A 21,107-nucleotide genomic window follows, 5' to 3' on the forward strand; every position below is an offset into this window, starting at 1 on the left:
GTCCCCTCGGAGCCGTCAGGAGGCGGCCCCGGGTGAGGGACGGGACAGGGGACAACCGCCGCCGCGCCGGGCAGGGAACGGTGCCGCGCCGACTCGGCACCGATCCCGGTCTTCAGGGCCATCGCGGCGGCTGCGGCGCGGTGCGCCCGCGCAGCGCCGCGTCGATGGCCACGATGATCTCGGCGTCCGGTACGTCCGGCCGGAAGCCGACCAGCACGCCGCGCGCCTCGTAGTACCGGATCACGCGGGAGACGTCACCCGTGCCGTCCCGCTCCGCCTCGCGCAGATGCACGACGAGGTCGGCGAAGGCCGGTGCGGGCAGCGGACCGCCGAAGCGCGCCACCCGGTCGAGGAGTTGCGGCGCACCGTCGATCACATATCCTGCGCTCGGCAGTGGCTGACGTCTGATCAGGACGTCGACCGCGGACAGTCGGGGCACGCCGTAGTGCCCGGCCAGCCGGGCGGCCCGGGCGAGCCGACCGCCCTCGCCGGTGCCGATCACCACGACACGTGGGACGGCGGCCACCATGGTGTCCCCCTCCCCCAGCGTGCCGACGACGCGGGCGGCCGATCGCATCCCCGGCGGGCTCCGGCGGGTTCTCCGTCGGGTGACCGGCGAAACCTCCGGATGTGGGTCCCCGACCCACGAGGCAGGGGAAGGGTGCCATCGGCCGCTGACACCAGATTTCCCCGCAGGCGTCATAGGCCACAACGGTTGCATTCCGTTGCAACCGATCTGGTCAATGGGCTCTCCAGGGCGGGCGGCTGACGGCACGATGGGCACCGACCGGACACACGGGCACGACGGGGAGCAGTGTGAGCGACAGACCGATCGACAGGACCGGCGGGCGAACCGGGGACCGGCCGACCGACAGACCGGTCGAGAGCGCCGTCCGGTCTGCCCAGGACATCCGGGAGACCTCGCGGCGGCTGGCCGGGCTCCACGAGGCGGCGCTGGCCGGCGACCACCTGCCGGCGGACGTGCCCCGGGACGCGCCCCGTACGGTGATCGGCGAATCCTGGCGACGGGTGCTGGACCGCGGTGTGGACCCGGAGCGGGGGACCGACCAACATCCCCTGTCGATGGCCGAGTTGGAGCACCGGCGGCAGAAGTCCCAGCTGGCGTCGATACTGCCGGTGCTCGGCGGCGGGCTGCTGCCGACCGCCGACGCCGCCCAGCAGATCATGGTGGTCACCGACGCCGAGGGCCGGGTGCTCTGGCGGGAGGGCAGCGCCCCGATCCGGCGGATGGCCGACCGGCTGGGCTTCGACAAGGGCGCCGACTGGACGGAAGGGGTGGTCGGCACCAATGCGATCGGCACCGCGCTGGTGGCCCGCAGCCCGGTCCTGGTGCACTCCGCCGAGCACTTCCTGCGCAGCCACCACCAGTGGACGTGCGCCGCGGCACCGCTGCACGACCCGCGCGACGGGCGACTGCTGGGCACGGTGGACGTCAGCGGCCCGGCGCCCTCGTTCCACCCGACGACGCTGGCCCTGGTCTCCGCGGTGGCCCGGCTCGCCGAGGGCGAGCTGCGGACCCGCCACCACGCGTCCCTGGGGCGGCTACGGGCGAGCGCGGCGCCGATACTGGCGCGGATCGGCGGGCGGGCTCTGGCCGTCGATCCGCACGGCTGGACGGCCGCGGTGACGGGGATGACCCCGCCGGACCGGGTGGCACTGCCCAAGGAACCGGAGGCCGGGCCGCTGTGGCTGCCGCGGTACGGGATGTGCACGTTGGAGCCGCTGCCGGGCGGTTGGCTGATCCGGCTCGGCCGGCCGGAGCGGGCGCCCGGGCCGCACCGGGTGGTGCTGGACCTCGGCGGTGCCGACGGTCCGGTGGTGACGGTGGCCGGGCCGGCGGGCAACTGGTCGCACGCGCTGACCCCGCGCCACGCCGAGCTGCTGTTCCTGCTGGCCATCCATCCGCACGGCCGCAGCGCCGCCGAGCTGGCCCGGGACGTGTTCGGCGACGGCGGGCGCACGGTGACGGTCCGGGCCGAGCTGTCGCGGCTGCGGCGCCATCTCGCGGGGGTGCTGGCCCACCGGCCGTACCGCTTCGCGGACGGGGTCCAGGTCGAACTCCGGCTGCCGGCCCGGCCCCTGGAGCTGCTGCCGCACTCCACGTCGCCGGCGGTGCTGGCGGCCCGGCGGACGGGGGCCGTCGTCGGGCCGGTGTGAGGGGTCGGGGTGCGCTCGGAGAACACGGCGGCCCGGGCGCCGCCGCGGACCGGGGTACTGTTCGGCGGATCGGTTTCGGCCGCGGTCGAGCGGGTGGCCCGGCGGGGCGACGGCTTCCTCGGGGCGGCCCTGCCGTCCCAGCAGGTGGACGGGCTGTTCCGTGATGTGGAGGCGGCCCGGGAGCGCACCGGCCGGCCCGGGCTGCCGGCCCGGGTGGACGCCGCCCTCCGGACCGGTCGCCGCCCCTCCACCGGTGTGATGTGCTGACACCATGAGCCACACCGTCACCACCTGGTATCTCGAACAGACCTCGCGCGCCGATCTGGCGCCCGCCGTCGAGCCGCTCGCCGAGCAGGATGTACGGATCGTCCACTCCCAGTCACCCTCACCCGAATTCAGCCGGTTCCTCTATACGGCGGTCGGCGGGGACATCCTGTGGACCGACCGCCTGGAGTGGCCGTACGCGCGATGGGCCGAACACCTCGGGAAGCCGGGGACCGAGACCTGGGTGGCGTACGAGCGCGGCACGCCCGCCGGCTTCATCGAGCTCGAGGCCCAGCCGGAGGGGGTGGTGGAGGTCGCCTACTTCGGGCTGCTGCCGGCCTTCCGGGGGCGGCGGATCGGCGGGCACCTGCTCGGCTACGGGACGGCGCGGGCCTGGGACCTGGCCGAGCGGTGGCCGGACGTGCCGGAGACCACGCGGGTGTGGGTGCACACCTGCAGCGACGACGGGGCCCATGCGCGGGCCAACTACGAGCGGCGCGGCTTCCGGCTGTACGACACCACGGTGACCGAGGAGCCGCTGGCCGAGAACCTCGGCCCGTGGCCCGGCGCGGGACCGACGCCGGCCCCCGCCGGCTGACGCACAGGCTCACCGCGGACCCATGGAGGGGGTGCGGCCGGAATCCGGCGGCACCCCCTCCTTACGTGACGGACGCCACAGCGTCTCGCAATGCGGGACGCTCATGTCCATATCTTGGATGACGGTGGACTGGCCAGAGAGCCGCGTGCCACGCTTCCGTCATGTCTCGAGCTGGAATTGCCTTGGTGAGTCGACGCCACGTCGACCTCGGCCGCATGTCCAGCGCCATTTGTCGGGCAGGCTGACGCTGTACGCGTGAGGGCCCCGCCGCCCTGCGTACCCGGACAGCACTCAGCACCACCGCTTCGCACGCCGTCCCCACCGTCGCGGACGCGTTGCCCCCAACCCTGCAGCCCACCGCCGACGCGCGCCCGCGCGCCGCGCTTCGGTGTGTCCGCGCAGGTCAACAGGGGTGCATCGCACCGTCCGCAGCCCCCTTTGAGCCGCCCAGAAGGACGAAACCCATGGCCGCCACCCCGGAACACCCCACCGCCACGACCCGCCGCAAGGCCGGCCGCCACCGCGGCGAGGGTCAGTGGGCCGTTGGCCACTTCACGCCCCTCAACGGCAACGAGCAGTTCAAGAAGGACGACGACGGTCTCAATGTGCGGACACGCATTGAGACGATCTACTCCAAGGCCGGCTTCGACTCCATCGACCCCAACGACCTGCGGGGCCGGATGCGTTGGTGGGGCCTGTACACCCAGCGCAAGCCCGGGATCGACGGCGGCAAGACCGCGGTGCTGGAGCCCGAGGAGCTCGACGACAAGTACTTCATGCTGCGGGTCCGCATCGACGGCGGCCGGCTCACCGTCGCCCAGCTGCGCGCCATCGGCGAGGTCTCCGAGCAGTTCGCCCGGGGCACCGCGGACATCACCGACCGGCAGAACATCCAGCTGCACTGGGTGCGCATCGAGGACGTCCCGGCCATCTGGGAGAAGCTGGAGGCGGTGGGCCTGTCCACGACCGAGGCGTGCGGCGACTGCCCGCGCGTGATCATCGGTTCCCCGGTGGCCGGCATCGCGGCGGACGAGATCATCGACGGCACCCCGGCCGTGGACGAGATCCACGAGCGCTACATCGGCAGCAAGGAGTTCTCCAACCTGCCGCGCAAGTTCAAGACCGCGATCTCCGGCTCGCCCGTCCAGGACGTGGTGCACGAGATCAACGACGTGGCGTTCGTCGGCGTCGTCCACCCCGAGCACGGGCCGGGCTTCGACCTGTGGGTCGGCGGCGGCCTGTCCACCAACCCCAAGCTCGCGCAGCGCCTGGGCACCTGGGTGCCGCTGGACGAGGTCGCCGACGTCTGGGCCGGCGTGGTCGGGATCTTCCGCGACTACGGCTACCGGCGGCTGCGCACCCGCGCCCGCCTGAAGTTCCTGATGGCCGACTGGGGCCCGGAGAAGTTCCGCCAGGTGCTGGAGGACGAGTACCTCAAGCGGAAGCTGGTCGACGGCCCGGCGCCCGAGCAGCCCGCGCACAAGTGGCGCGACCACATCGGCGTGCACCGGCAGCAGGACGGCCGCTTCTACGTCGGCTTCGCCCCGCGCGTCGGCCGGGTCGACGGCGCCACCCTCACCAAGGTCGCCGAACTCGCCGCCGCGCACGGCTCGGACCGGCTGCGCACCACCGTCGAGCAGAAGATGATCATCCTCGACGTGACCGAGGACCGGGTCGACTCCCTGGTCGCCGGGCTGGAGGCGCTGGACTTCCAGGTCGACCCCTCGCCGTTCCGGCGCGGCACCATGGCCTGCACCGGCATCGAGTTCTGCAAGCTCGCCATCGTCGAGACCAAGGGACGCGGCGCCGCGCTGATCGACGAACTGGAGCGCCGGATGCCGGACTTCCAGGAGCCGATCACCATCAACCTCAACGGCTGCCCGAACGCCTGCGCCCGCATCCAGGTCGCCGACATCGGCCTCAAGGGCCAGCTGGTACTGGACGACGACGGCAACCAGGTCGAGGGCTACCAGGTGCACCTGGGCGGCGCGCTGGGCCTGGAGCCCGGCTTCGGCCGCAAGGTCCGCGGGCTGAAGGTGACCTCCGCGGAGCTGCCCGACTACGTCGAGCGGGTGCTGCGCAACTTCGAGGCGCAGCGCACGGAGGGCGAGCGGTTCGCCAGCTGGGCGGCGCGCGCCGAAGAGGGTGCGCTGAAGTGACGCCGCATCGCACCGAGACCGAACGGGAGGAACCGTGAGCGAACGCGCCGCGCCGTTCTACTGCCCGTACTGCGGGGACGAGGACCTGCGCCCCTCCGAGGAGGGAGGGGGGTCCGCCCAGCCCGAGCGGGGCCGAGGGCTCGGGGGCGGAGCGTGGGAGTGCCGGGCGTGCAGCCGGGCCTTCCGGCTGAAGTTCCTGGGGCTGCTGGCCCCCGGAGCCGCCGGGTCCGCCCCGCCTCCTTCCCCTTCCGCAGCTCCTTCCGCATCCGACGGAGGTACGCCGTGACCACCACCACCGACCTTCAGCGGCTCGCCGAGCAGGCGGGCCGCGACCTGGAGGACGCGCCCGCCCTGGAGATCCTCACCTGGGCCGCCGAGACCTTCGGTCCGCGCTTCTGCGTCACCTCCTCGATGGAGGACGCGGTCGTCGCGCACCTGGCCTCGCGGGCCCTCCCCGGCGTGGACGTGGTGTTCCTGGACACCGGCTACCACTTCCCGGAGACCATCGGCACCCGGGACGCGGTGGCGGCGGTGATGGACGTCAACGTCATCACCCTGACGCCCCGACAGACGGTGGCCGAGCAGGACGCCGAGTACGGGCCGAGGCTGCACGACCGCGACCCCGACCTGTGCTGCGCGCTGCGCAAGGTCAAGCCGCTCGAAGAGGGCCTGACCGGCTACGACGCCTGGGCGACCGGGCTGCGCCGGGACGAGTCGCCGACCCGGGCGAACACCCCGGTCGTCGGCTGGGACACCAAGCGGCGCAAGGTGAAGGTCTCGCCGATCGCCCGCTGGACGCAGGACGACGTGGACGCGTACGTGGCCGAGCACGGGGTGCTCACCAACCCACTGCTGATGGACGGCTACGCCTCCGTCGGCTGCGCCCCCTGCACCCGCCGGGTGCTGGCGGGGGAGGACGCGCGGGCCGGCCGCTGGGCCGGCAGCAACAAGACCGAGTGCGGACTGCACTGATGGCGGAGTTTTTGGAGACACAGATGACGGGCGCCACGATCTGGCTGACCGGTCTGCCGAGCGCGGGCAAGACGACCCTCGCGCGTGAGCTGGCCGAGCGGCTGCGCGGCGAGGGCCATCGCGTCGAGGTGCTCGACGGCGACGAGATCCGCGAGTTCCTCTCCGCGGGCCTCGGATTCGGCCGCGAGGACCGGCACACCAACGTCCAGCGGATCGGCTTCGTCGCCGAACTGCTGGCGAGCAACGGCGTGAAGGCCCTGGTCCCGGTGATCGCCCCGTACGCGGACAGCCGCGAGGCGGTGCGCGAGCGCCACCAGAGCGAGGGCACCGCGTACCTGGAGGTGCACGTCGCCACCCCGGTCGAGGTGTGCTCCGAGCGCGATGTGAAGGGGCTGTACGCCAAGCAGGCGGCCGGCGAGATCTCCGGCCTGACCGGCGTGGACGACCCGTACGAGGCGCCCGCGGCGCCGGACCTGCGGATCGAGTCGCACACCCAGACCGTGCGGGAATCCGCGGCGGCGCTGCACGCGCTGCTCGTCGAGAGGGGGCTGGCGTGAGCGGCACACACGCGGGCACCGACCCGCAGCAGGCCGTGATACCCGCCCCTCTGTGCCGCGTGGGCGGAGATGGAGGTGCCCCCGGACGGAGTCTGGGGGAGTACGAAGGGGATACCGCGTGACCACCGTTGCTTCGCTTTCCGAGGACCTGGACAACAACCCCTACGCTCTGTCGCACCTGGACGCCCTGGAGTCCGAGGCGGTGCACATCTTCCGCGAGGTGGCGGGCGAGTTCGAGCGGCCGGTGATCCTCTTCTCCGGCGGCAAGGACTCCATCGTCATGCTGCACCTGGCGCTGAAGGCGTTCGCGCCGGCGCCGGTACCGTTCGCGCTGCTGCACGTCGACACCGGGCACAACTTCCCCGAGGTCCTCGACTACCGCGACCGCACCGTGGCGCGGCACGGGCTGCGGCTGCACGTCGCCTCGGTGCAGGACTTCATCGACCGCGGCGAGCTGCGCGAGCGCCCGGACGGCACCCGCAACCCGCTGCAGACCGTGCCGCTGCTGGACGCCATCGAGAAGAACCGCTTCGACGCGGTCTTCGGCGGTGGCCGGCGGGACGAGGAGAAGGCGCGCGCCAAGGAGCGGGTGTTCTCGCTGCGCGACGAGTTCGGCGGCTGGGACCCGCGCCGGCAGCGGCCCGAGCTGTGGCAGCTCTACAACGGCCGGCACTCGCCCGGCGAGCACGTCCGGGTCTTCCCGCTCTCCAACTGGACCGAGCTGGACGTCTGGCAGTACATCGCCCGCGAGAAGATCGAACTCCCCGCCATCTACTACGCCCACGAGCGCGAGGTCTTCGCGCGCAGCGGCATGTGGCTGGCGCCCGGTGAGTGGGGCGGCCCGAAGGACGGCGAGCGGCTGGAGGTCCGGCAGGTGCGCTACCGCACCGTCGGCGACATGTCCTGCACCGGCGCCGTCGAGTCGGACGCGGACACCATCGAGGCCGTCATCGCGGAGATCGCCGCGTCCCGGCTCACCGAGCGGGGCGCGACCCGGGCCGACGACAAGCTGTCCGAGGCCGCCATGGAGGACCGCAAGCGCGAGGGGTACTTCTAGCCATGAGCACGACCAACACCACCCGTGCGGACCTGACGGTGGATGCGGGTGCCACCTCGCTGCTGCGCTTCGCCACCGCCGGCTCCGTGGACGACGGCAAGTCGACCCTGGTCGGCCGGCTGCTGCACGACTCCAAGTCGGTCCTCGCCGACCAGTTGGAGGCCGTCGAGCACGCGTCCCGCAACCGCGGGCAGGAGGCGCCGGACCTGGCGCTGCTGACGGACGGGCTGCGCGCCGAGCGCGAACAGGGCATCACCATCGACGTGGCCTACCGCTACTTCGCCACCCCGCGCCGCCGCTTCATCCTGGCCGACACCCCCGGGCATGTGCAGTACACCCGGAACATGGTGACCGGGGCGTCCACCGCCGAGCTGGCCGTCGTCCTCGTCGACGCCCGCAACGGCGTGGTCGAGCAGACCCGCCGGCACGCCGCGGTCGCCGCCCTGCTGCGGGTGCCGCACGTCGTGCTGGCCGTCAACAAGATGGACCTGGTCGACTACCAGGAGTCCGTCTTCGCGGCCATCGCCGAGGAGTTCACCGCCTACGCCGGCTCGCTGGGCGTGCCGGGCTGGGGGTCTGGGGGAGACCCCCAGGAAAACTGGTGCACCGCCATCCCGATCTCGGCGCTGGCCGGCGACAACGTCGTGACGCCGTCGGCCACCATGGACTGGTACGGCGGCCCGACCGTGCTGGAGCACCTGGAGACCGTGCCGGTGGTCGCCGACCCGTCGGACGACCCGGCCCGCTTCCCGGTCCAGTACGTCATCCGTCCGCAGACCGCCGAGCACCCCGACTACCGCGGCTACGCGGGCCAGATCGCCTCCGGCGTGCTGCGCGTCGGCGACGCCGTCACCGTACTGCCCTCGGGCCGGACGAGCACCGTCGAGGGGATCGACGCGCTCGGCCAGAGCGTGGACGTCGCCTGGGCACCGCAGTCGGTGACCCTCCGGCTCGCCGACGACATCGACGTCTCCCGCGGCGACCTGATCGCCCCGGCCGCCGCGGCGCCGTCGGTCACCCAGGACGTCGAGGCCACCGTCTGCCACGTCGCCGACCGGCCGCTGACCGTCGGGCAGCGGGTGCTGCTCAAGCACACCACCCGCACCGTCAAGGCGATCGTCAAGGAGATCCCGTCCCGGCTGACCCTGGACGATCTCTCCCAGCACCCGGCCCCCGGTGAACTGGTCGCCAACGACATCGGCCGGATCGTGGTCCGCACCGCCGCGCCGCTGGCGCTGGACGCCTACGCGGACTCCCGGCGCACCGGCTCCTTCCTGCTGATCGACCCCTCGGACGGCACCACGCTGACCGCGGGCATGGCGGGCACGGCGTTCGCGGAGGCGACCGCGGACCCGGCGCCGGAGGGTGCGACCGACGACGAGGGGTGGGATTTCTGATCATGCTCAGGGACATCTTCTCGACCTTCGCGAAGGAAGGGGGCCGCGTCGGCAGCGGCGCCCTCGGGAGCGGACAGGGCGGAGTCGGCCGATGTATGTGCTGACCGGGCCCGACTCCGTACCCCCCACGTCCTCCCTCCGAAGTTCCACCCTTTCGCCGGGCGCGCCCCCCTAGCGAGGCGCGTACTCCCCCGGCCTTCCGAGAGGAACACCTCCCGTGTCTGCCGTTCGTCATCGCCTCCTGGCGGTCGCCGCCGCCGTCCCGTTGCTGACCCTCGCGCTGGGGGCCTGCGGCTACGGCTCCCAGGCCCAGAAGGACACCGCGGCCACCGTCGCCCCGAAGGGGCCCAAGGTCGACGGGCTCGATCAGGTCAAGATCGGATTCTTCGGCAACACCACCCACGCCACGCCGCTGATCGGCCTTCAGACCGGCCAGTTCCAGAAGGAGCTGGGCGGCACCGCGGTGAAGTCCTCGGTCTTCAACGCCGGCCCCGCCGAGATCGAGGCGCTCAACTCGAACGCCATCGACATCGGCTGGATCGGCCCCTCCCCCGCGATCAACGGCTATGTGAAGTCGCACGGCAAGAGCCTGAAGATCATCGCCGGTTCGGCCTCCGGCGGTGTCTCGCTGATCGTCAACCCCAAGAAGATCAAGAGCCTGGACGACCTCAAGGGCAAGACGATCGCCACCCCGCAGCTGGGCAACACCCAGGACGTCGCCCTGCTGAACTTCCTTGCCGGCAAGGGCTACACGGTCGACGCCACCACCGGCAAGGGCGACGTCACCGTCCAGCGCATCGACAACAAGGTCACGCCCACCGCCTTCGCGCAGGGCAGCATCGACGCCGCCTGGGTGCCCGAGCCCACCGCGTCCAAGCTGGTCGCCGCGGGCGGCAAGGCGCTGCTGGACGAGAAGAAGCTGTGGCCGGACGGCAAGTTCGTCATCACCAACGTGATCGTCTCGCAGCGCTTCCTCAAGGAGCACCCGAAGGCGGTCGAGGCCGTGCTGCGCGCCTCGGTGACGACCAACGCCTGGATCCGGTCGCACCCCGCCGAGGCGGTCAAGGCGCTGAACGAGAAGCTGGCCGACCCGGCGATCACCGGCAAGCCGCTCCCGGACAACGTCATCGACCCGGCCTTCAAGAACGTCGACGTCACCGATGACCCGCTGGCCGCCACCCTCCAGGAGGAGGCGGACCACGCCGTCAAGGCGGGGCTGCTGAAGAAGCCGGACCTCAAGGGCATCTACGACCTCACCCTGCTGAACAAGGTGCTCAAGTCCGAGGGCAAGCCGCCGGTCGACGACGCCGGCCTCGGCGGCAACTGACCCCGGCCCCCCGAACTCCCAGGAGGTGACACCGATGACGACCAGCACGCTCACCAAGCCCGCCCCGGCGGACGCCGGAACCACCGGTCCGTACGCCGCTCGTATCCACCACGTCTCGAAGTCCTTCGGCCGCCCCGGCGCGCAACAGCAGGTGCTGGACGACATCAGCATCGACGTCGCGCCCGGCTCCTTCGTCTGCCTCCTGGGGGCCTCGGGGTGCGGCAAGTCCACCCTCCTCAGCCTCGTGGCCGGTCTGGACAAGCCGTCCGCCGGCACCATCGAGACGCCCGGCGGCAGGCCGGCTCTGATGTTCCAGGAGCATGCGCTGTTCCCGTGGCTGACCGCGGGCCGCAACATCGAACTGGCGCTGCGGCTGCGCGGGGTGCCGCGCGCGGAGCGCCGCGGCGAGGCCGAGCGGCTGCTGGAACTCGTCCGTCTCAAGGGCGCGTACGGCAAGCGGGTGCACGAGCTGTCGGGCGGCATGCGCCAGCGGGTGGCGATGGCCCGGGCGCTGGCCCAGGACAGCCAACTGCTGCTGATGGACGAGCCGTTCGCCGCCCTCGACGCCATCACCCGCGATGTGCTGCACGACGAACTGACCCGGATCTGGCAGACCCAGAACAGCAGCGGCTCCACCGCGGGCAACCTCTCGGTGCTCTTCGTCACCCACAACGTCCGTGAGGCGGTGCGGCTCGGCGAGCGGGTCGTGCTGCTCTCCTCCCGGCCCGGCCGGGTCGCCCGGGAGTGGCACGTGGACATCCCCCAGCCGCGCCGCATCGAGGACTCCGCGGTCGCCGACCTGTCCATCGAGATCACCGAACAGCTCCGTGGGGAGATCCGCCGCCATGGCCAGCACTGAGACCACCGCGTCGTCCGCCAAGGGAAACCCCGGCGACGACCCCGCCGGACCCTCCACCGCCCCGGCCACCGACACGGCCACCGACGAGGCGGCCGGCTCGGAGGGCTCCACGGACGGTTCCCCCGCCGAGGCGACCACGGAAACCCGGACCGGAGCCGGTGCCGAGGCGGCCGGCGCCACACCCCGTCCCGCCGCCGGCGACCTCGCCGGTCTGGAGGCCGGGCTCGACGCCCTGGACTCCGCCGTGGTCGCCCGGCAGCCGTGGCTGCGTACTGCGCTGTCAAAGGCCTTCCCTCCCGTCATCGCGATCGTGATCGTGCTGGCGCTGTGGCAGCTCGCGTACCACTTCCAGCTCAAGCCGCACTATCTGCTGCCGAGCCCGCTCGACGTCTTCCGCTCGCTCCAGCAGAAGTGGCTCGAAGGCACCCTGCTGGGCTTCGTGTGGACCAGCCTCTCCCGCGGCGCCCTCGGCTTCCTGGCATCGGTCGTCCTCGGCACGGCGCTCGGGCTGATCGTGGCCCGCGTCAAGCCTGTACGGGCCGCGATCGGTCCGATCCTGAGCGGGCTGCAGTCCCTCCCCTCGGTGGCCTGGGTCCCGGCGGCGATCATCTGGTTCGGGCTGAGCGACGCCACCATCTACGCGGTGGTGCTGCTCGGCGCCGTGCCCTCGATCGCCAACGGGCTGGTGTCCGGTGTCGACCAGATCTCTCCTCTCTATCTGCGGGCCGGCCGCACCATCGGCGCGACCGGTCTGGCCGGTGTCCGCCATGTGCTGCTCCCCGCCGCGCTGCCCGGCTACCTCGCCGGGCTCAAGCAGGGCTGGGCGTTCTCCTGGCGGTCCCTGATGGCCGCCGAACTCATCGTCAACGCTCCCGATCTCGGCACCGGCCTGGGCCAGCTCCTGGAACAGGGCCGCGAACTGCAGGACATGTCCTGGGTGTTGGCCGCGATCCTGCTGATCCTGATCGTCGGCATCGGCATCGAGCTGTTGATCTTCGCCCCGATCGAGCGCCGGGTGCTGCGCAGCCGCGGCCTCCTCGTCAAGAGCTGACACCATGAGCACACGCCCCACTCTCCTCGTCATCGCCCACGGCAGCCGCGACCCTCGGCACGCCGCGACCGTCGCCGCGCTCCGCGCGCGCGTCCGGAAGCGGCGGCCGGGGCTGCGCGTGGAGGTCGGCTACCTCGACTTCAACGCGCCCCGGGTGCCCCGTGTACTGGAGCGCCTCTCGGCCGAGGGTGTACGGAACGTGGTGGCGCTTCCCCTCCTCCTCACTCGTGCTTTTCACGCGAAGTCCGACATCCCCGGGGTGCTGCGGGAGGCCGCCGCACGGCTGCCCCTGCTCACCGTCCACCAGGCCGATGTGCTCGGCCCCTCCCTCCTCCTGACCGGCGCCCTGGAGCGCCGGCTGGAGGAGGCCGGGCTGCGGCCCGGTGACCACCGCTCGACCGGGGTCGTCCTGGCCTCGGCGGGCTCCTCAGACCCGGAGGCGATCGCAGTGATCGCTGAAATCGCGCGGGAGTGGCGGCGCACCGCTGACTGGTGTGCCGTGCGACCTGCGTTCGCCTCCGCATCCCTTCCCCGCACGGCCGACGCCGTACGGGAACTGCGGGCCGAGGGCGTCCAGCGGGTGGCCGTCGCCCCGTACGTCATCGCGCCGGGCTTCCTGCCGGACCGGATCGCCGCCGGTGCCCGCGAGGCCCGCGCCGACATCCTCGCCCCGGTGCTCGGCGCCGCCCCCGAACTGGCCCGGCTGCTGCTGCGCCGCTACGACCAGGCCGTCCGGGCCCGCTCCCACGGCGACGCGGCGGCGCTGATCGCCTGAGCGATACCGACCGCCACCGCCTCGCCGCGGCCCGCCCCGCCCCACGTCTCATCAGGGCAGGTCAGGGCCAAGGCCGGAGCGGGGCAGGTCGGGTCAGGTCGCCATCGCCACCCGCTGCCCCGAGGGTGCGTCGGCGCGCCCCTTCTCGTAGACCGTGAGCCCCCGCGCCAGGTGCAGGGGCACCAGCAACAACTCCACGACCAGGGCCTTCCAGGCGTAGACGACGTTGACCGCCTTGGTGGCGTAGGCACAGGGGATGTTCACCAGCACGCCCCACAGGGGGAGTTTGCGGCGATGGGCGGCGTACACCAGCGGTGGCAGCGTCAGCAGGAGGTCGGTGCCTGCCCACCACGCGAGGGCGGCCGGTGGTGAGGCGCCGGTCGTCGCGGTGAGCACGAACGGGGTGACCCACCACAGCGGCGCGGTGAGGATCTCGAACAGGGCGAGCAGCACCCAGATCGCCAACAGCGGTTTGCGGACGAGGAGTCGGCCGAGGTGGAGCCGGACGTTCTGGCAGAAGCCGGCCATCCAGCGCTTGACCTGTTTGCGGAAGTAGGTGAGGTTCTCCGGGTCGGCGGCGAGGGCCACCGCGTCGGAGACGTAGACCGCGCGCCGGCCGGCGATCTGTCGGGACCAGGTGTAGTCCATGTCCTCGACGATGGTGCGCTCGGGGAAGCCGCCGCACGCCACCAGTTCGCCGCGCCGGAAGACCGAGCAGCACCCCGAGCAGACCATGGGGCTGTCGGCGAGTGCCTGGATGGGCCGGTGGAAGTGGAACCCGAAGAGGTACTCCGTGGAGCGGCCCCGCTCCCAGACGGTGCGGGTGTGTCGGGTGCGGACCGTGCCCGCGGCGACGGCGACGTCGGGGTCGTCGAAGACCGGGAGGATGCGTTCGAGGTAGTCCGGAGCCAGGACGGTGTCCGCGTCGACGGCCAGGACGAGGTCGGTGGTGCACCGCGGAAGGGCGTGGTTCTGCGCCCTCGCCTTGCTGCCGAGGTTGCGCGGCGGGCGGAGCACCGTGGCGCCGTGTGCGGCGGCTACCTCGCCGGTGCGGTCGGTGGAGGCGTCGTCGACGACCAGGATCCGGTCGGGCGGGACGGTTTGCCGGGCGAGGGACTCCAGCGTGGCCGGTAGCCCCTCTTCCTCGTTGTGCGCCGGGACGATGACGGTGACGGTGTGCATGGCGGGCTCCCCCCTGTCGTGCGGACCGCGCCGAGGACGACGCAGATCAGTCCGATCACTCCGTAGACGATGGTGCTGATGCCGAGAATCGGCGTGACTCCGTGCATGTCACCGACGGTAGCCACGCTCGGCCGTCCACGGATTCGGAGGGAGCCTCCTGTGGATAACCCGACGCGAGGGAAGGCGCGTTGGCGGGCCGCGGGTACGGCGAAGCCGGCCGCCGCGCCCCGTGGGGGCGAGCGCGACGGCCGGCGTCAGGGGCCGAACGACCCGATCGGCTGCCGGCGGACTACTCCACGACCTTCAGCAGCTTGTTGGGCGTGCCCTGGCCCGGGTTGCTGATCTTGTCGGGGGTGGCCCCGTCCGTCAGCGCCTTCTCCACGTCGGCCGGCTTGGCGTCCTTGTGGTCGGCCAAGTAGATCGCGGCGGCACCCACGACGTGCGGGGTCGCCATCGACGTGCCGGAGATGGTCTTGGTGGCGTCGTCGCTGGTGTTCCAGTCCGAGGTGATGTCGGAGCCCGGAGCGTAGAGGTCGACGACGCTGCCGTAGTTGGAGAAGTCGGACTGCTGGTCGTCCTTGGTGCTGGAGGCCACCGTGATGGCCTCCTTGACGCGCGCCGGGGAACCCTGGCCCGCGTCGGTGGACTCGTTGCCGGCCGCGACGCCGAAGGTGACACCGGAGTCGATGGCCTTCTTCACGGCCGCGTCGAGCGCCTCGTCCGCGCCGCCGCCGAGCGACATGTTGGCGACCGAGGGGCCCTTGTGGTTCTTGGTGACCCAGTCGATGCCCGCGACGACCTGCTCGGTGCTGCCGGAGCCCTGCGCGTCGAGGACCTTCACGGCGACCAGCTTGACCTTCTTGGCGACGCCGTGCGCGGTGCCGCCGATGGTGCCGGAGACGTGGGTGCCGTGGCCGTTGTCGTCCTCGGCCTTGTCGCTGTTGTCGATGGCGTTGAAGCCGTACGACGCGCGACCGCCGAAGTCCTTGTGGCTGATGTGGATACCGGTGTCGATGACGTAGGCGGTGACGCCGTCGCCCGCGCTGTCCGGGTAGTTGTACTTGCCGTCACCCTTGGTGTCGGTCTGGTCGATGCGGTCCAGACCCCACGACGGCGGGTTCTCCTGGGTGCCGTCGATGTGGAAGGTGTGGTTCTGGACGACCTTGTCGACGGCCGGGTCGGCCGCCAGGCGCTTGGCGTCCTCGGCGGACAGGCCGGTGGTCGAGAAGCCGTCGATGGCGGAGGTGAAGGTCCGCTTGACCTTGCCGCCGTACTTGGCGGCCAGGTCGCCGCTCTCGGCGGCGCGCATCGAGGCGGACTTCTTCAGCAGCACGATGTAGCTGCCCTTGACGGCACCCTTGGCGTCGGCACCGTAGATCTTGCCCTCGGCGGCGGGCGACGCGCCCGCGGTGACCGCAGTGACGGCGGCGATACCAGTGGCGGCCACGGCGGCGGATATCGCCGTGATGAGCCGCTTCTTGCTGGAACGCTTATGAGCCATGGCGAGGGTTCTCCTCGTTCGTGGTGTGGGGGGAAGCGTTGCGAACAGCCCGAGGAGACCGCGAGATCTCCGGCGGACTGGTTCGAAACCCTGTCGGATTGACGAGTGCAATTCAAGGGCCGCCGGGCCGTGTGAGATTCGCAACAACCCTGTAGAAATGCAAAAGGTTTCAGAAGTACCCAAAGGGCGCGCTGGAGTTGACGAACACCGACTCAACTCCGTTTACATTTGCGCAACGAAGGGGGACAGCTGACGATTCATTTGCTCGTTCAACTGTCCCCTTGTGGCATGCTCGCGCCTCGCAAGATCTGCGTACCGGCGGTTACCCCCACGGGAGTTGGGCCTCGATGAGATCGGCGGCCCGCCGGCTGCCGCCCTCGTCCGCCATCTCCGCGCGGATCCGTCGGAGCGTCTCGGCCACATCGGAATCGTCGATCAGTGAACGCACCGCGTCACCCAGCGCCCGCGCCGTCACCTGCCCGTTCGCCAACTGCCGTGCGACACCCAGCCTTTCCAGGGTATCGGCGTTCATGAACTGGTCGGCGGCCTGCGGTACGCACACCATGGGCACCCCGCTCGCCAGACCTTCCTGGCTGCCGCCCATCCCCGCATGGGTGACGAACACGTCCGCCTGGCGGAGGATCGCCAGCTGCGGGACCCAGGTGTGCACCGCGATGTTGTCCGGGACCTCGCCGAGCACCGCCGGGTCGGTGAACTTCCCGATCTGCAGCACCACATGCCAGTCCGGCCGCCCGCCGAACTCCTCGATGCAGGCCCGGTAGACCTCCGGCGCGTCGGTGAACACCGAGCCCAGGGAGACCAGGAGCACCTTGACGTCCGGCGCGAGACGGGCGGGCCGCCGCCAGTCGCCCTGCGCGGAGCGGTCGCCGCGACAGGAGCCGACGAAGGTGAAGACGGAGGCGTCGACCCGGTCGGCGTTCGGCTGCATGGCGCGGGGGATCAAAACGATGGCGCGGGCGGGGCGGGCGGACAGGAAATCCGGCTCGACGACGCCCGGCAGTCCGTGCTCCGCCAACCAGGCCCGGAAGCGCGCGTGGTAGGCGCGGCCGCGCTCGGTGCGCAGCACCTCCTCCCGCATCCCCTTGCCCACCTCCTCTTCGTAGCCGTCCCAGGCGACCATGTGCGGGGTGAGCTGGATGGCCGGAACCCCCCACCGGTGGGCGAGCAGCGGTGCCGGGAACGCGGCGCTGTCATGGAGGACGAGGTCCGGGGTGTCGCCCTCGTAGGCCGCGGCGAGCTGCGGCAGGGCCTGCACCGCGTCGTCGAGGAAGGGTTCGAGGTGGTCGAGGAGGCCCGGGCCCCAGGACCGCGGATTCTCATCGAGGGGCAGGACGGAGGTCCACGGCCGGTGTTCGGCGCCGGTGGCGGCGACGAGATCGGCGAAGGCGTCCGGGAGGGCGTAGCTGACCCGGTGGCCGCGGTCGACCAGTTCGCGGATGACGTCGAGGTTCGGTTGGACGTGGCCATGCGCCGGGATGCTGAACATGGCGATGTGCGAGGGGTGCTGAGGCATGCCCAGGACCCTACGCGAGACGATACGTATCGTTTAACGGCGAAAAGTCGTCACACCCAGGGTGCGACGGGCGTCCAACTCCCCTACCCGGCAGTGCACTTCCGACGGCGGGCGGACGGGCCCCGGAGCGGCGTCGGGCACCTGCGACACTGGTCGCGAGACCGCACCGCAGGAGGCAACCCGATGACCGAACCCAGCCCCGCCTTCACCGAGGCGCGTGCCCGGGACGTGCTGGCCGCGGCCGGGCACCCCGGCGCGGCGGCGGACGCCCGGCTGCTCGCACTCGGTGAGAACGCCGTCTTCGCCCTGGGCGAGCGCGGCCCGGTCGTCCGGGTCGGCCGAAGCGCCGAACTGCTGGCGCGCGCCGAGCGGGAGCTGGCCGTGGCGCAGTGGCTGGCGGCCGAGGACGTCGCGGCCGTGCGGGCCGCGGAGCCGACCGCGCGGCTCGTCGACGGGCACCCCGTGACGTACTGGCAACAGCTGCCGGAGGCCGTCCGGCCCGCCGCCCCGCAGGACCTCGCCGAGCTGCTCAAGCGCGTCCACGCGCTGCCCGAGCCGCCGTTCGCGCTCCCCCGGCGCGAGTTGCTGGACGGCGTGGAGCGGTGGCTGCGGCTGGCCGGCGACGCGGTGTCGCCGGCCGACGCGGAGTATCTGCGCGGCCGGCGGGACGCCTTCGCGCTGGCCGCGACGGCGCTGGAGCCGCATCTGCCGCGCGGCCCGATCCACGGCGACGCGCTGACCCGCAACGTCCACATCGGGCCCGCCGGACCGGTGCTGGTCGACCTGGAGACCTTCTCCTCGGACCTGCGCGAGCACGACCTGGTCGTGATGGCGCTGAGCCGGGACCGCTATGGGCTGGGCGCGGAAGCCTACGACGCCTTCGTGGCGGTGTACGGGTGGGACGTCCGGGACTGGGAGGGCTGCGCCGTCCTGCGCGGATCCCGGGAGACCGCGAGCTGTGCCTGGGTCTCCCAGCACGCGCCCGGTAATCCGGCGGCGCTCAAGGAGTTCCGACGCCGGATCGCCTCGCTGCGCGAGAAGGACGCGGCGGTCCGGTGGTATCCGTTCTGAGGCGGTGACCCGGCCTCCGGGCGGCGCCGGCCGCGTGCCTCAGCGCTGAAACGGGATCAGCGGCCAGGCCGGCTCGACTCTCGCCCGCGGGTCGCCGGACCGGCGCAGATACGCCTGGAACGAGGCGGCCTGCTCGGCGGCGGCCTGCTCCTGCAGGGCGTGCAGGGCGCGCGGCGAGGGCAGCGCGACGGCCGGGTACTTCTCCCCGATGCGACGGGCGACGCCGGCCGCGGCCACCGCGTCGGCGCCCGCCTCGTGCGCGCCGTCGAGCGGTACGCCGTAGTGCCCGCAGAGCGCCTGGAGCGCACGCTTGCCCTTGCGGTAGCGATCCACGTGCTTGTCGAGGACGAGCGGGTCGATGACCGGGGCGGGCGGTCGGCCCAGCCGGTCGGTCAGCGTCGGCACACCGTGGCGGCGGCACTCGCGGTCCAGGAGCGAGAGGTCGTAGCGGGCGTTCATCACCACCAGCGGTATGTCCGCGCGCAGGACCTCGGCCAGTGCCTCGGTGATCTCCACTATGGCGCCCGCCGGCGATCGGCCGTGCTCCTGGACGTACGCGGTCGACATGCCGTGGATCTCCGCGGCCTCGTCGGGGATCGGTACGCCCGGATCGAGCAGCCAGGACCGCTTGTCGGCCACCCGGCCGTCCCCCTCCAGCCGGATCAGCGCGGCCGTGACGACGCGGTCCTGCTCGACGTCGGTGCCGGTGGTCTCCAGGTCGAAGCCGGCCAGCAGCTCCTGATGCCAGCTCATGCCGAAACCTCGCTTCGCCCGACCCCGCACCGGCGCGGCGCGCACCCCTGCTCGATGCCGTCCCGGCCCTCGGCCGGGCCGATCCCCACGCTGCGCTCACTCATGCGCGGCCTCCTTCGGTGGTTCCTCCCCCGTGGTCCGACCACTCTCCCACGCGCCACTGACAACGGGCCGGGCCGCCCGGCACGCCGCCGCCCGGACCGGCTCAGGAGACCGGCCGCGAGTCCGCCCAGACGCTCTCGAACTCCTCGCGGTAGATCTCGAAGAGCCCGTGGTCGATGTCCCGGCCGTCGCGGGCGTCCTGGCGGACCACCTCGCGGCCGCCCCCGCGCAGCACGAAGACCGGCGACTCCATCCCGCGGCTCTTGCGGAGGTAGTGCTGGACGACGGCTATCCCGTCGGGCCCGTCGCCGTCGACGAGGTAGGCGGTGAAGCGCGGGGTCTCGTCGAAGACCTGGATCTCGAAGGCGCCGGGATCCCGCAGCCGGGCCCGGACCCGGCGCATGTGGAGGATGTTCATCTCGATGGAGCGGCTCATCTCGCCCTTTTTGAGGCCGATTTCGCGCTCCCGGCGGCGGACCGCGCTGCTGGCCGGGTTGAGGAACAGCAGCCGGACCCGGCAGCCGGACTCGGCGAGCCGGACCAGCCGACGGCCGGAGTAGTTCTGGACCAGGAGGTTGAGTCCTATGCCCACCGCGTCGAGGCGGCGGGCGCCGCCGAAGAGGTCCTCGGCGGGCAGCTGGCGCTGGAGCCGCACCCGGTCGGGGTGTACGCCGACCACGTCGGCGTAGCGGTCGCCGACGAGGTCCTCGACGGCGTCGATGGGCAGCCGCCCGGAAATACGGGTGCCGGCCCCGGAACCGAGGATGTCCAGCAGACGGGCGGAGGCCCGCTCGGCCTGGGCCAGGACGGTCTCGGACAGCGCGCGGTTGCGGGAGACGATGTTGCGGGCCACCTCCAGCTCGTCCAGGACCAGCTCGACCTCGCGGCGGTCGTCCACGTAGGGCTCGAAGCAGGGCCAGTGCTGGACCATCAGCTCGCGCAGCTGCGGGAGCGTCAGGAAGCTGACGATGTTGTCGTCGGCGGGGTCGAGGAGGTAGCCCTTGCGGCGGCTGACCTCGCGGACCGCGACCGCGCGCTGGACCCACTCCTGGCCGGCGGGCCCGGCGGCCGCGATGACCCATTCGTCGCCGTGCACCGGCTCGTAGATGGGGCGCAGGACGGCCGCGACGACGGCCCGCAGGCGCTGCTCGACGAGATTCAGCCAGATATAGGCGCGACCGGCCCGTCGGGCCCGGGTCCGCACCTCGCTCCAGGCGTCGGCCCCCCAGTCCAATTCCGCGCCGATCTCCAGGGGGCGGGCCAGGGACACCGTGCCGGGCGGTGCGTCCACGGAGCCGCCCTCGTGGCCCTCATGACTCTCGTCACCAGGGGGCAACTCCAGCCCGCCGCTCACCTGCCACCGCCTCCCGAACCCCCGTGCCAACGATCAAGGCAGACTACTGCGGCGCGGGGGGCGGTGCAGCAGGATGCATCGAGTCGGATGCCAACTCCCCTTGTTCATAGTGCCGGTTGTGGCCGGAAAGCGCGGGGGGAGTGAGCGGTTTCATAGCCGGGGCAGGGGGCGCGGACCGATTCCGGCCCACGCGATGGAGTGTCCCGACGGCGGGCCGTTGACATCGCGCCGCGGGGCCGGACCTGGCGCGGGGGCGCCGTGGTGGGCCGGAATGTCGCTGGCGAACTGCCGGCATTTGATGTAGTCCGTCGAAGAGGTCCGCTTTAGGGACAGCCGTACCGGTCCGCCGCCCCGTACACCGACCGTTCACGCCGGCCACCGACCCCGATCGACGCACGGTACGACAATCCGACATC

Annotated in this window: 21 protein-coding genes; 15 read left to right on the top strand and 6 right to left on the bottom strand. The window is 72.1% G+C overall.

Annotated elements, in window-relative coordinates:
* Window positions 1-112 precede the first annotated feature (112 nt).
* Window positions 113-577, bottom strand: a complete 465-nt coding sequence (locus SNOUR_RS10935; RefSeq protein ID WP_312632527.1) for a hypothetical protein — start codon at window positions 575-577, stop codon at window positions 113-115.
* Window positions 578-816: 239 nt separating this feature from the next.
* On the opposite strand from SNOUR_RS10935, the gene SNOUR_RS10940 reads away from it, so the two are divergent.
* From SNOUR_RS10940 to SNOUR_RS10995, 14 genes are all read left to right on the top strand, one after another.
* Window positions 817-2,178 carry a helix-turn-helix domain-containing protein gene (locus tag SNOUR_RS10940; RefSeq protein ID WP_079142505.1) on the top strand — a complete coding sequence of 454 codons (1,362 nt, stop codon included), beginning with the start codon at window positions 817-819 and terminating at the stop codon, window positions 2,176-2,178.
* 9 nt (window positions 2,179-2,187) lie between these two features.
* The gene (locus SNOUR_RS49230; RefSeq protein ID WP_067346082.1) at window positions 2,188-2,445 is read left to right on the top strand and encodes a hypothetical protein; all 258 of its coding nucleotides are present in this window, start codon (window positions 2,188-2,190) and stop codon (window positions 2,443-2,445) included.
* Window positions 2,446-2,449: 4 nt separating this feature from the next.
* Complete coding sequence (locus SNOUR_RS10950; protein WP_067346084.1) at window positions 2,450-3,040, top strand: GNAT family N-acetyltransferase; 591 nt, start codon at window positions 2,450-2,452, stop codon at window positions 3,038-3,040.
* A 161-nt stretch (window positions 3,041-3,201) separates the two neighbouring features.
* Window positions 3,202-3,285: a putative leader peptide gene (locus SNOUR_RS49235; protein WP_350257049.1), complete on the top strand. Its 84-nt coding sequence runs from the start codon at window positions 3,202-3,204 to the stop codon at window positions 3,283-3,285.
* A 219-nt stretch (window positions 3,286-3,504) separates the two neighbouring features.
* A complete protein-coding gene (locus SNOUR_RS10955; RefSeq protein ID WP_067346086.1) occupies window positions 3,505-5,199 on the top strand; it encodes a nitrite/sulfite reductase in 1,695 nt (564 codons plus the stop codon).
* Window positions 5,200-5,233: 34 nt separating this feature from the next.
* A complete protein-coding gene (locus SNOUR_RS48285; protein WP_079142507.1) occupies window positions 5,234-5,485 on the top strand; it encodes a hypothetical protein in 252 nt (83 codons plus the stop codon).
* A complete protein-coding gene (locus SNOUR_RS10960; protein ID WP_067346088.1) occupies window positions 5,482-6,171 on the top strand; it encodes a phosphoadenylyl-sulfate reductase in 690 nt (229 codons plus the stop codon). Before SNOUR_RS48285 ends, SNOUR_RS10960 begins: the two co-directional genes overlap by 4 nt.
* A gap of 23 nt (window positions 6,172-6,194) precedes the next feature.
* Window positions 6,195-6,728: an adenylyl-sulfate kinase gene (gene cysC / locus SNOUR_RS10965; protein ID WP_067346089.1), complete on the top strand. Its 534-nt coding sequence runs from the start codon at window positions 6,195-6,197 to the stop codon at window positions 6,726-6,728.
* Window positions 6,729-6,846: 118 nt separating this feature from the next.
* Window positions 6,847-7,785 (top strand): sulfate adenylyltransferase subunit CysD, encoded by a 939-nt coding sequence (gene cysD / locus SNOUR_RS10970; protein WP_067346091.1) that lies wholly within the window; start codon window positions 6,847-6,849, stop codon window positions 7,783-7,785.
* A 2-nt stretch (window positions 7,786-7,787) separates the two neighbouring features.
* Window positions 7,788-9,182: a sulfate adenylyltransferase subunit 1 gene (locus tag SNOUR_RS10975; protein ID WP_067346093.1), complete on the top strand. Its 1,395-nt coding sequence runs from the start codon at window positions 7,788-7,790 to the stop codon at window positions 9,180-9,182.
* Window positions 9,183-9,399: 217 nt separating this feature from the next.
* The gene (locus SNOUR_RS10980; RefSeq protein WP_067346094.1) at window positions 9,400-10,509 is read left to right on the top strand and encodes an aliphatic sulfonate ABC transporter substrate-binding protein; all 1,110 of its coding nucleotides are present in this window, start codon (window positions 9,400-9,402) and stop codon (window positions 10,507-10,509) included.
* Between the two features lie 34 nt (window positions 10,510-10,543).
* A complete protein-coding gene (locus SNOUR_RS10985) occupies window positions 10,544-11,368 on the top strand; it encodes an ABC transporter ATP-binding protein (RefSeq protein WP_067346096.1) in 825 nt (274 codons plus the stop codon).
* Window positions 11,355-12,419, top strand: coding sequence for an ABC transporter permease (locus SNOUR_RS10990; RefSeq protein WP_067346097.1), 1,065 nt, complete (start codon window positions 11,355-11,357; stop codon window positions 12,417-12,419). Before SNOUR_RS10985 ends, SNOUR_RS10990 begins: the two co-directional genes overlap by 14 nt.
* A gap of 4 nt (window positions 12,420-12,423) precedes the next feature.
* Window positions 12,424-13,194: a sirohydrochlorin chelatase gene (locus SNOUR_RS10995; protein WP_067346099.1), complete on the top strand. Its 771-nt coding sequence runs from the start codon at window positions 12,424-12,426 to the stop codon at window positions 13,192-13,194.
* 93 nt (window positions 13,195-13,287) lie between these two features.
* On the opposite strand, the gene SNOUR_RS11000 is transcribed toward SNOUR_RS10995, so the two are convergent.
* From SNOUR_RS11000 to SNOUR_RS11010, 3 genes are all read right to left on the bottom strand, one after another.
* A complete protein-coding gene (locus SNOUR_RS11000) occupies window positions 13,288-14,421 on the bottom strand; it encodes a glycosyltransferase family 2 protein (RefSeq protein ID WP_494487188.1) in 1,134 nt (377 codons plus the stop codon).
* A 244-nt stretch (window positions 14,422-14,665) separates the two neighbouring features.
* On the bottom strand, window positions 14,666-15,877 hold the full coding sequence (locus tag SNOUR_RS11005) for a S8 family peptidase (protein ID WP_067346102.1): 1,212 nt from the start codon (window positions 15,875-15,877) through the stop codon (window positions 14,666-14,668).
* Window positions 15,878-16,199: 322 nt separating this feature from the next.
* Window positions 16,200-17,411: a macrolide family glycosyltransferase gene (locus SNOUR_RS11010; protein ID WP_067346104.1), complete on the bottom strand. Its 1,212-nt coding sequence runs from the start codon at window positions 17,409-17,411 to the stop codon at window positions 16,200-16,202.
* Window positions 17,412-17,594: 183 nt separating this feature from the next.
* Between SNOUR_RS11010 and SNOUR_RS11015 the strand changes: the two genes are divergently transcribed.
* Window positions 17,595-18,482, top strand: a complete 888-nt coding sequence (locus SNOUR_RS11015) for an aminoglycoside phosphotransferase family protein (protein ID WP_067346105.1) — start codon at window positions 17,595-17,597, stop codon at window positions 18,480-18,482.
* A 39-nt stretch (window positions 18,483-18,521) separates the two neighbouring features.
* Here the strand turns inward: SNOUR_RS11015 and SNOUR_RS11020 are convergent, their stop codons facing one another.
* Window positions 18,522-19,235 (bottom strand): exonuclease domain-containing protein, encoded by a 714-nt coding sequence (locus tag SNOUR_RS11020; RefSeq protein WP_067346107.1) that lies wholly within the window; start codon window positions 19,233-19,235, stop codon window positions 18,522-18,524.
* Between the two features lie 205 nt (window positions 19,236-19,440).
* Entirely contained in the window at window positions 19,441-20,691 is a 1,251-nt protein-coding gene (locus SNOUR_RS11025; protein WP_039631791.1) for a DUF5919 domain-containing protein, read from the bottom strand.
* Window positions 20,692-21,107 lie beyond the last annotated feature (416 nt).

The sequence above is a fragment of the Streptomyces noursei ATCC 11455 genome (assembly GCF_001704275.1).
GTDB classification, from domain to species: Bacteria; Actinomycetota; Actinomycetes; order Streptomycetales; family Streptomycetaceae; genus Streptomyces; species Streptomyces noursei.

Excerpts from the sequence above, each read along its gene's own strand:
- SNOUR_RS11010 (WP_067346104.1), bottom strand. The coding sequence starts at position 17,411 with ATGCCTCAGCACCCCTCGCACATCGCCATGTTCAGCATCCCGGCGCAT.
- SNOUR_RS10950 (WP_067346084.1), top strand. The coding sequence starts at position 2,450 with ATGAGCCACACCGTCACCACCTGGTATCTCGAACAGACCTCGCGCGCC.
- SNOUR_RS10955 (WP_067346086.1), top strand. The coding sequence starts at position 3,505 with ATGGCCGCCACCCCGGAACACCCCACCGCCACGACCCGCCGCAAGGCC.
- SNOUR_RS49235 (WP_350257049.1), top strand. The coding sequence starts at position 3,202 with ATGTCTCGAGCTGGAATTGCCTTGGTGAGTCGACGCCACGTCGACCTC.
- SNOUR_RS10985 (WP_067346096.1), top strand. The coding sequence starts at position 10,544 with ATGACGACCAGCACGCTCACCAAGCCCGCCCCGGCGGACGCCGGAACC.
- cysC (WP_067346089.1), top strand. The coding sequence starts at position 6,195 with ATGACGGGCGCCACGATCTGGCTGACCGGTCTGCCGAGCGCGGGCAAG.
- SNOUR_RS10975 (WP_067346093.1), top strand. The coding sequence starts at position 7,788 with ATGAGCACGACCAACACCACCCGTGCGGACCTGACGGTGGATGCGGGT.
- SNOUR_RS10935 (WP_312632527.1), bottom strand. The coding sequence starts at position 577 with ATGCGATCGGCCGCCCGCGTCGTCGGCACGCTGGGGGAGGGGGACACC.
- SNOUR_RS10990 (WP_067346097.1), top strand. The coding sequence starts at position 11,355 with ATGGCCAGCACTGAGACCACCGCGTCGTCCGCCAAGGGAAACCCCGGC.
- SNOUR_RS10995 (WP_067346099.1), top strand. The coding sequence starts at position 12,424 with ATGAGCACACGCCCCACTCTCCTCGTCATCGCCCACGGCAGCCGCGAC.
- SNOUR_RS11015 (WP_067346105.1), top strand. The coding sequence starts at position 17,595 with ATGACCGAACCCAGCCCCGCCTTCACCGAGGCGCGTGCCCGGGACGTG.
- SNOUR_RS11005 (WP_067346102.1), bottom strand. The coding sequence starts at position 15,877 with ATGGCTCATAAGCGTTCCAGCAAGAAGCGGCTCATCACGGCGATATCC.
- SNOUR_RS11020 (WP_067346107.1), bottom strand. The coding sequence starts at position 19,235 with ATGAGCTGGCATCAGGAGCTGCTGGCCGGCTTCGACCTGGAGACCACC.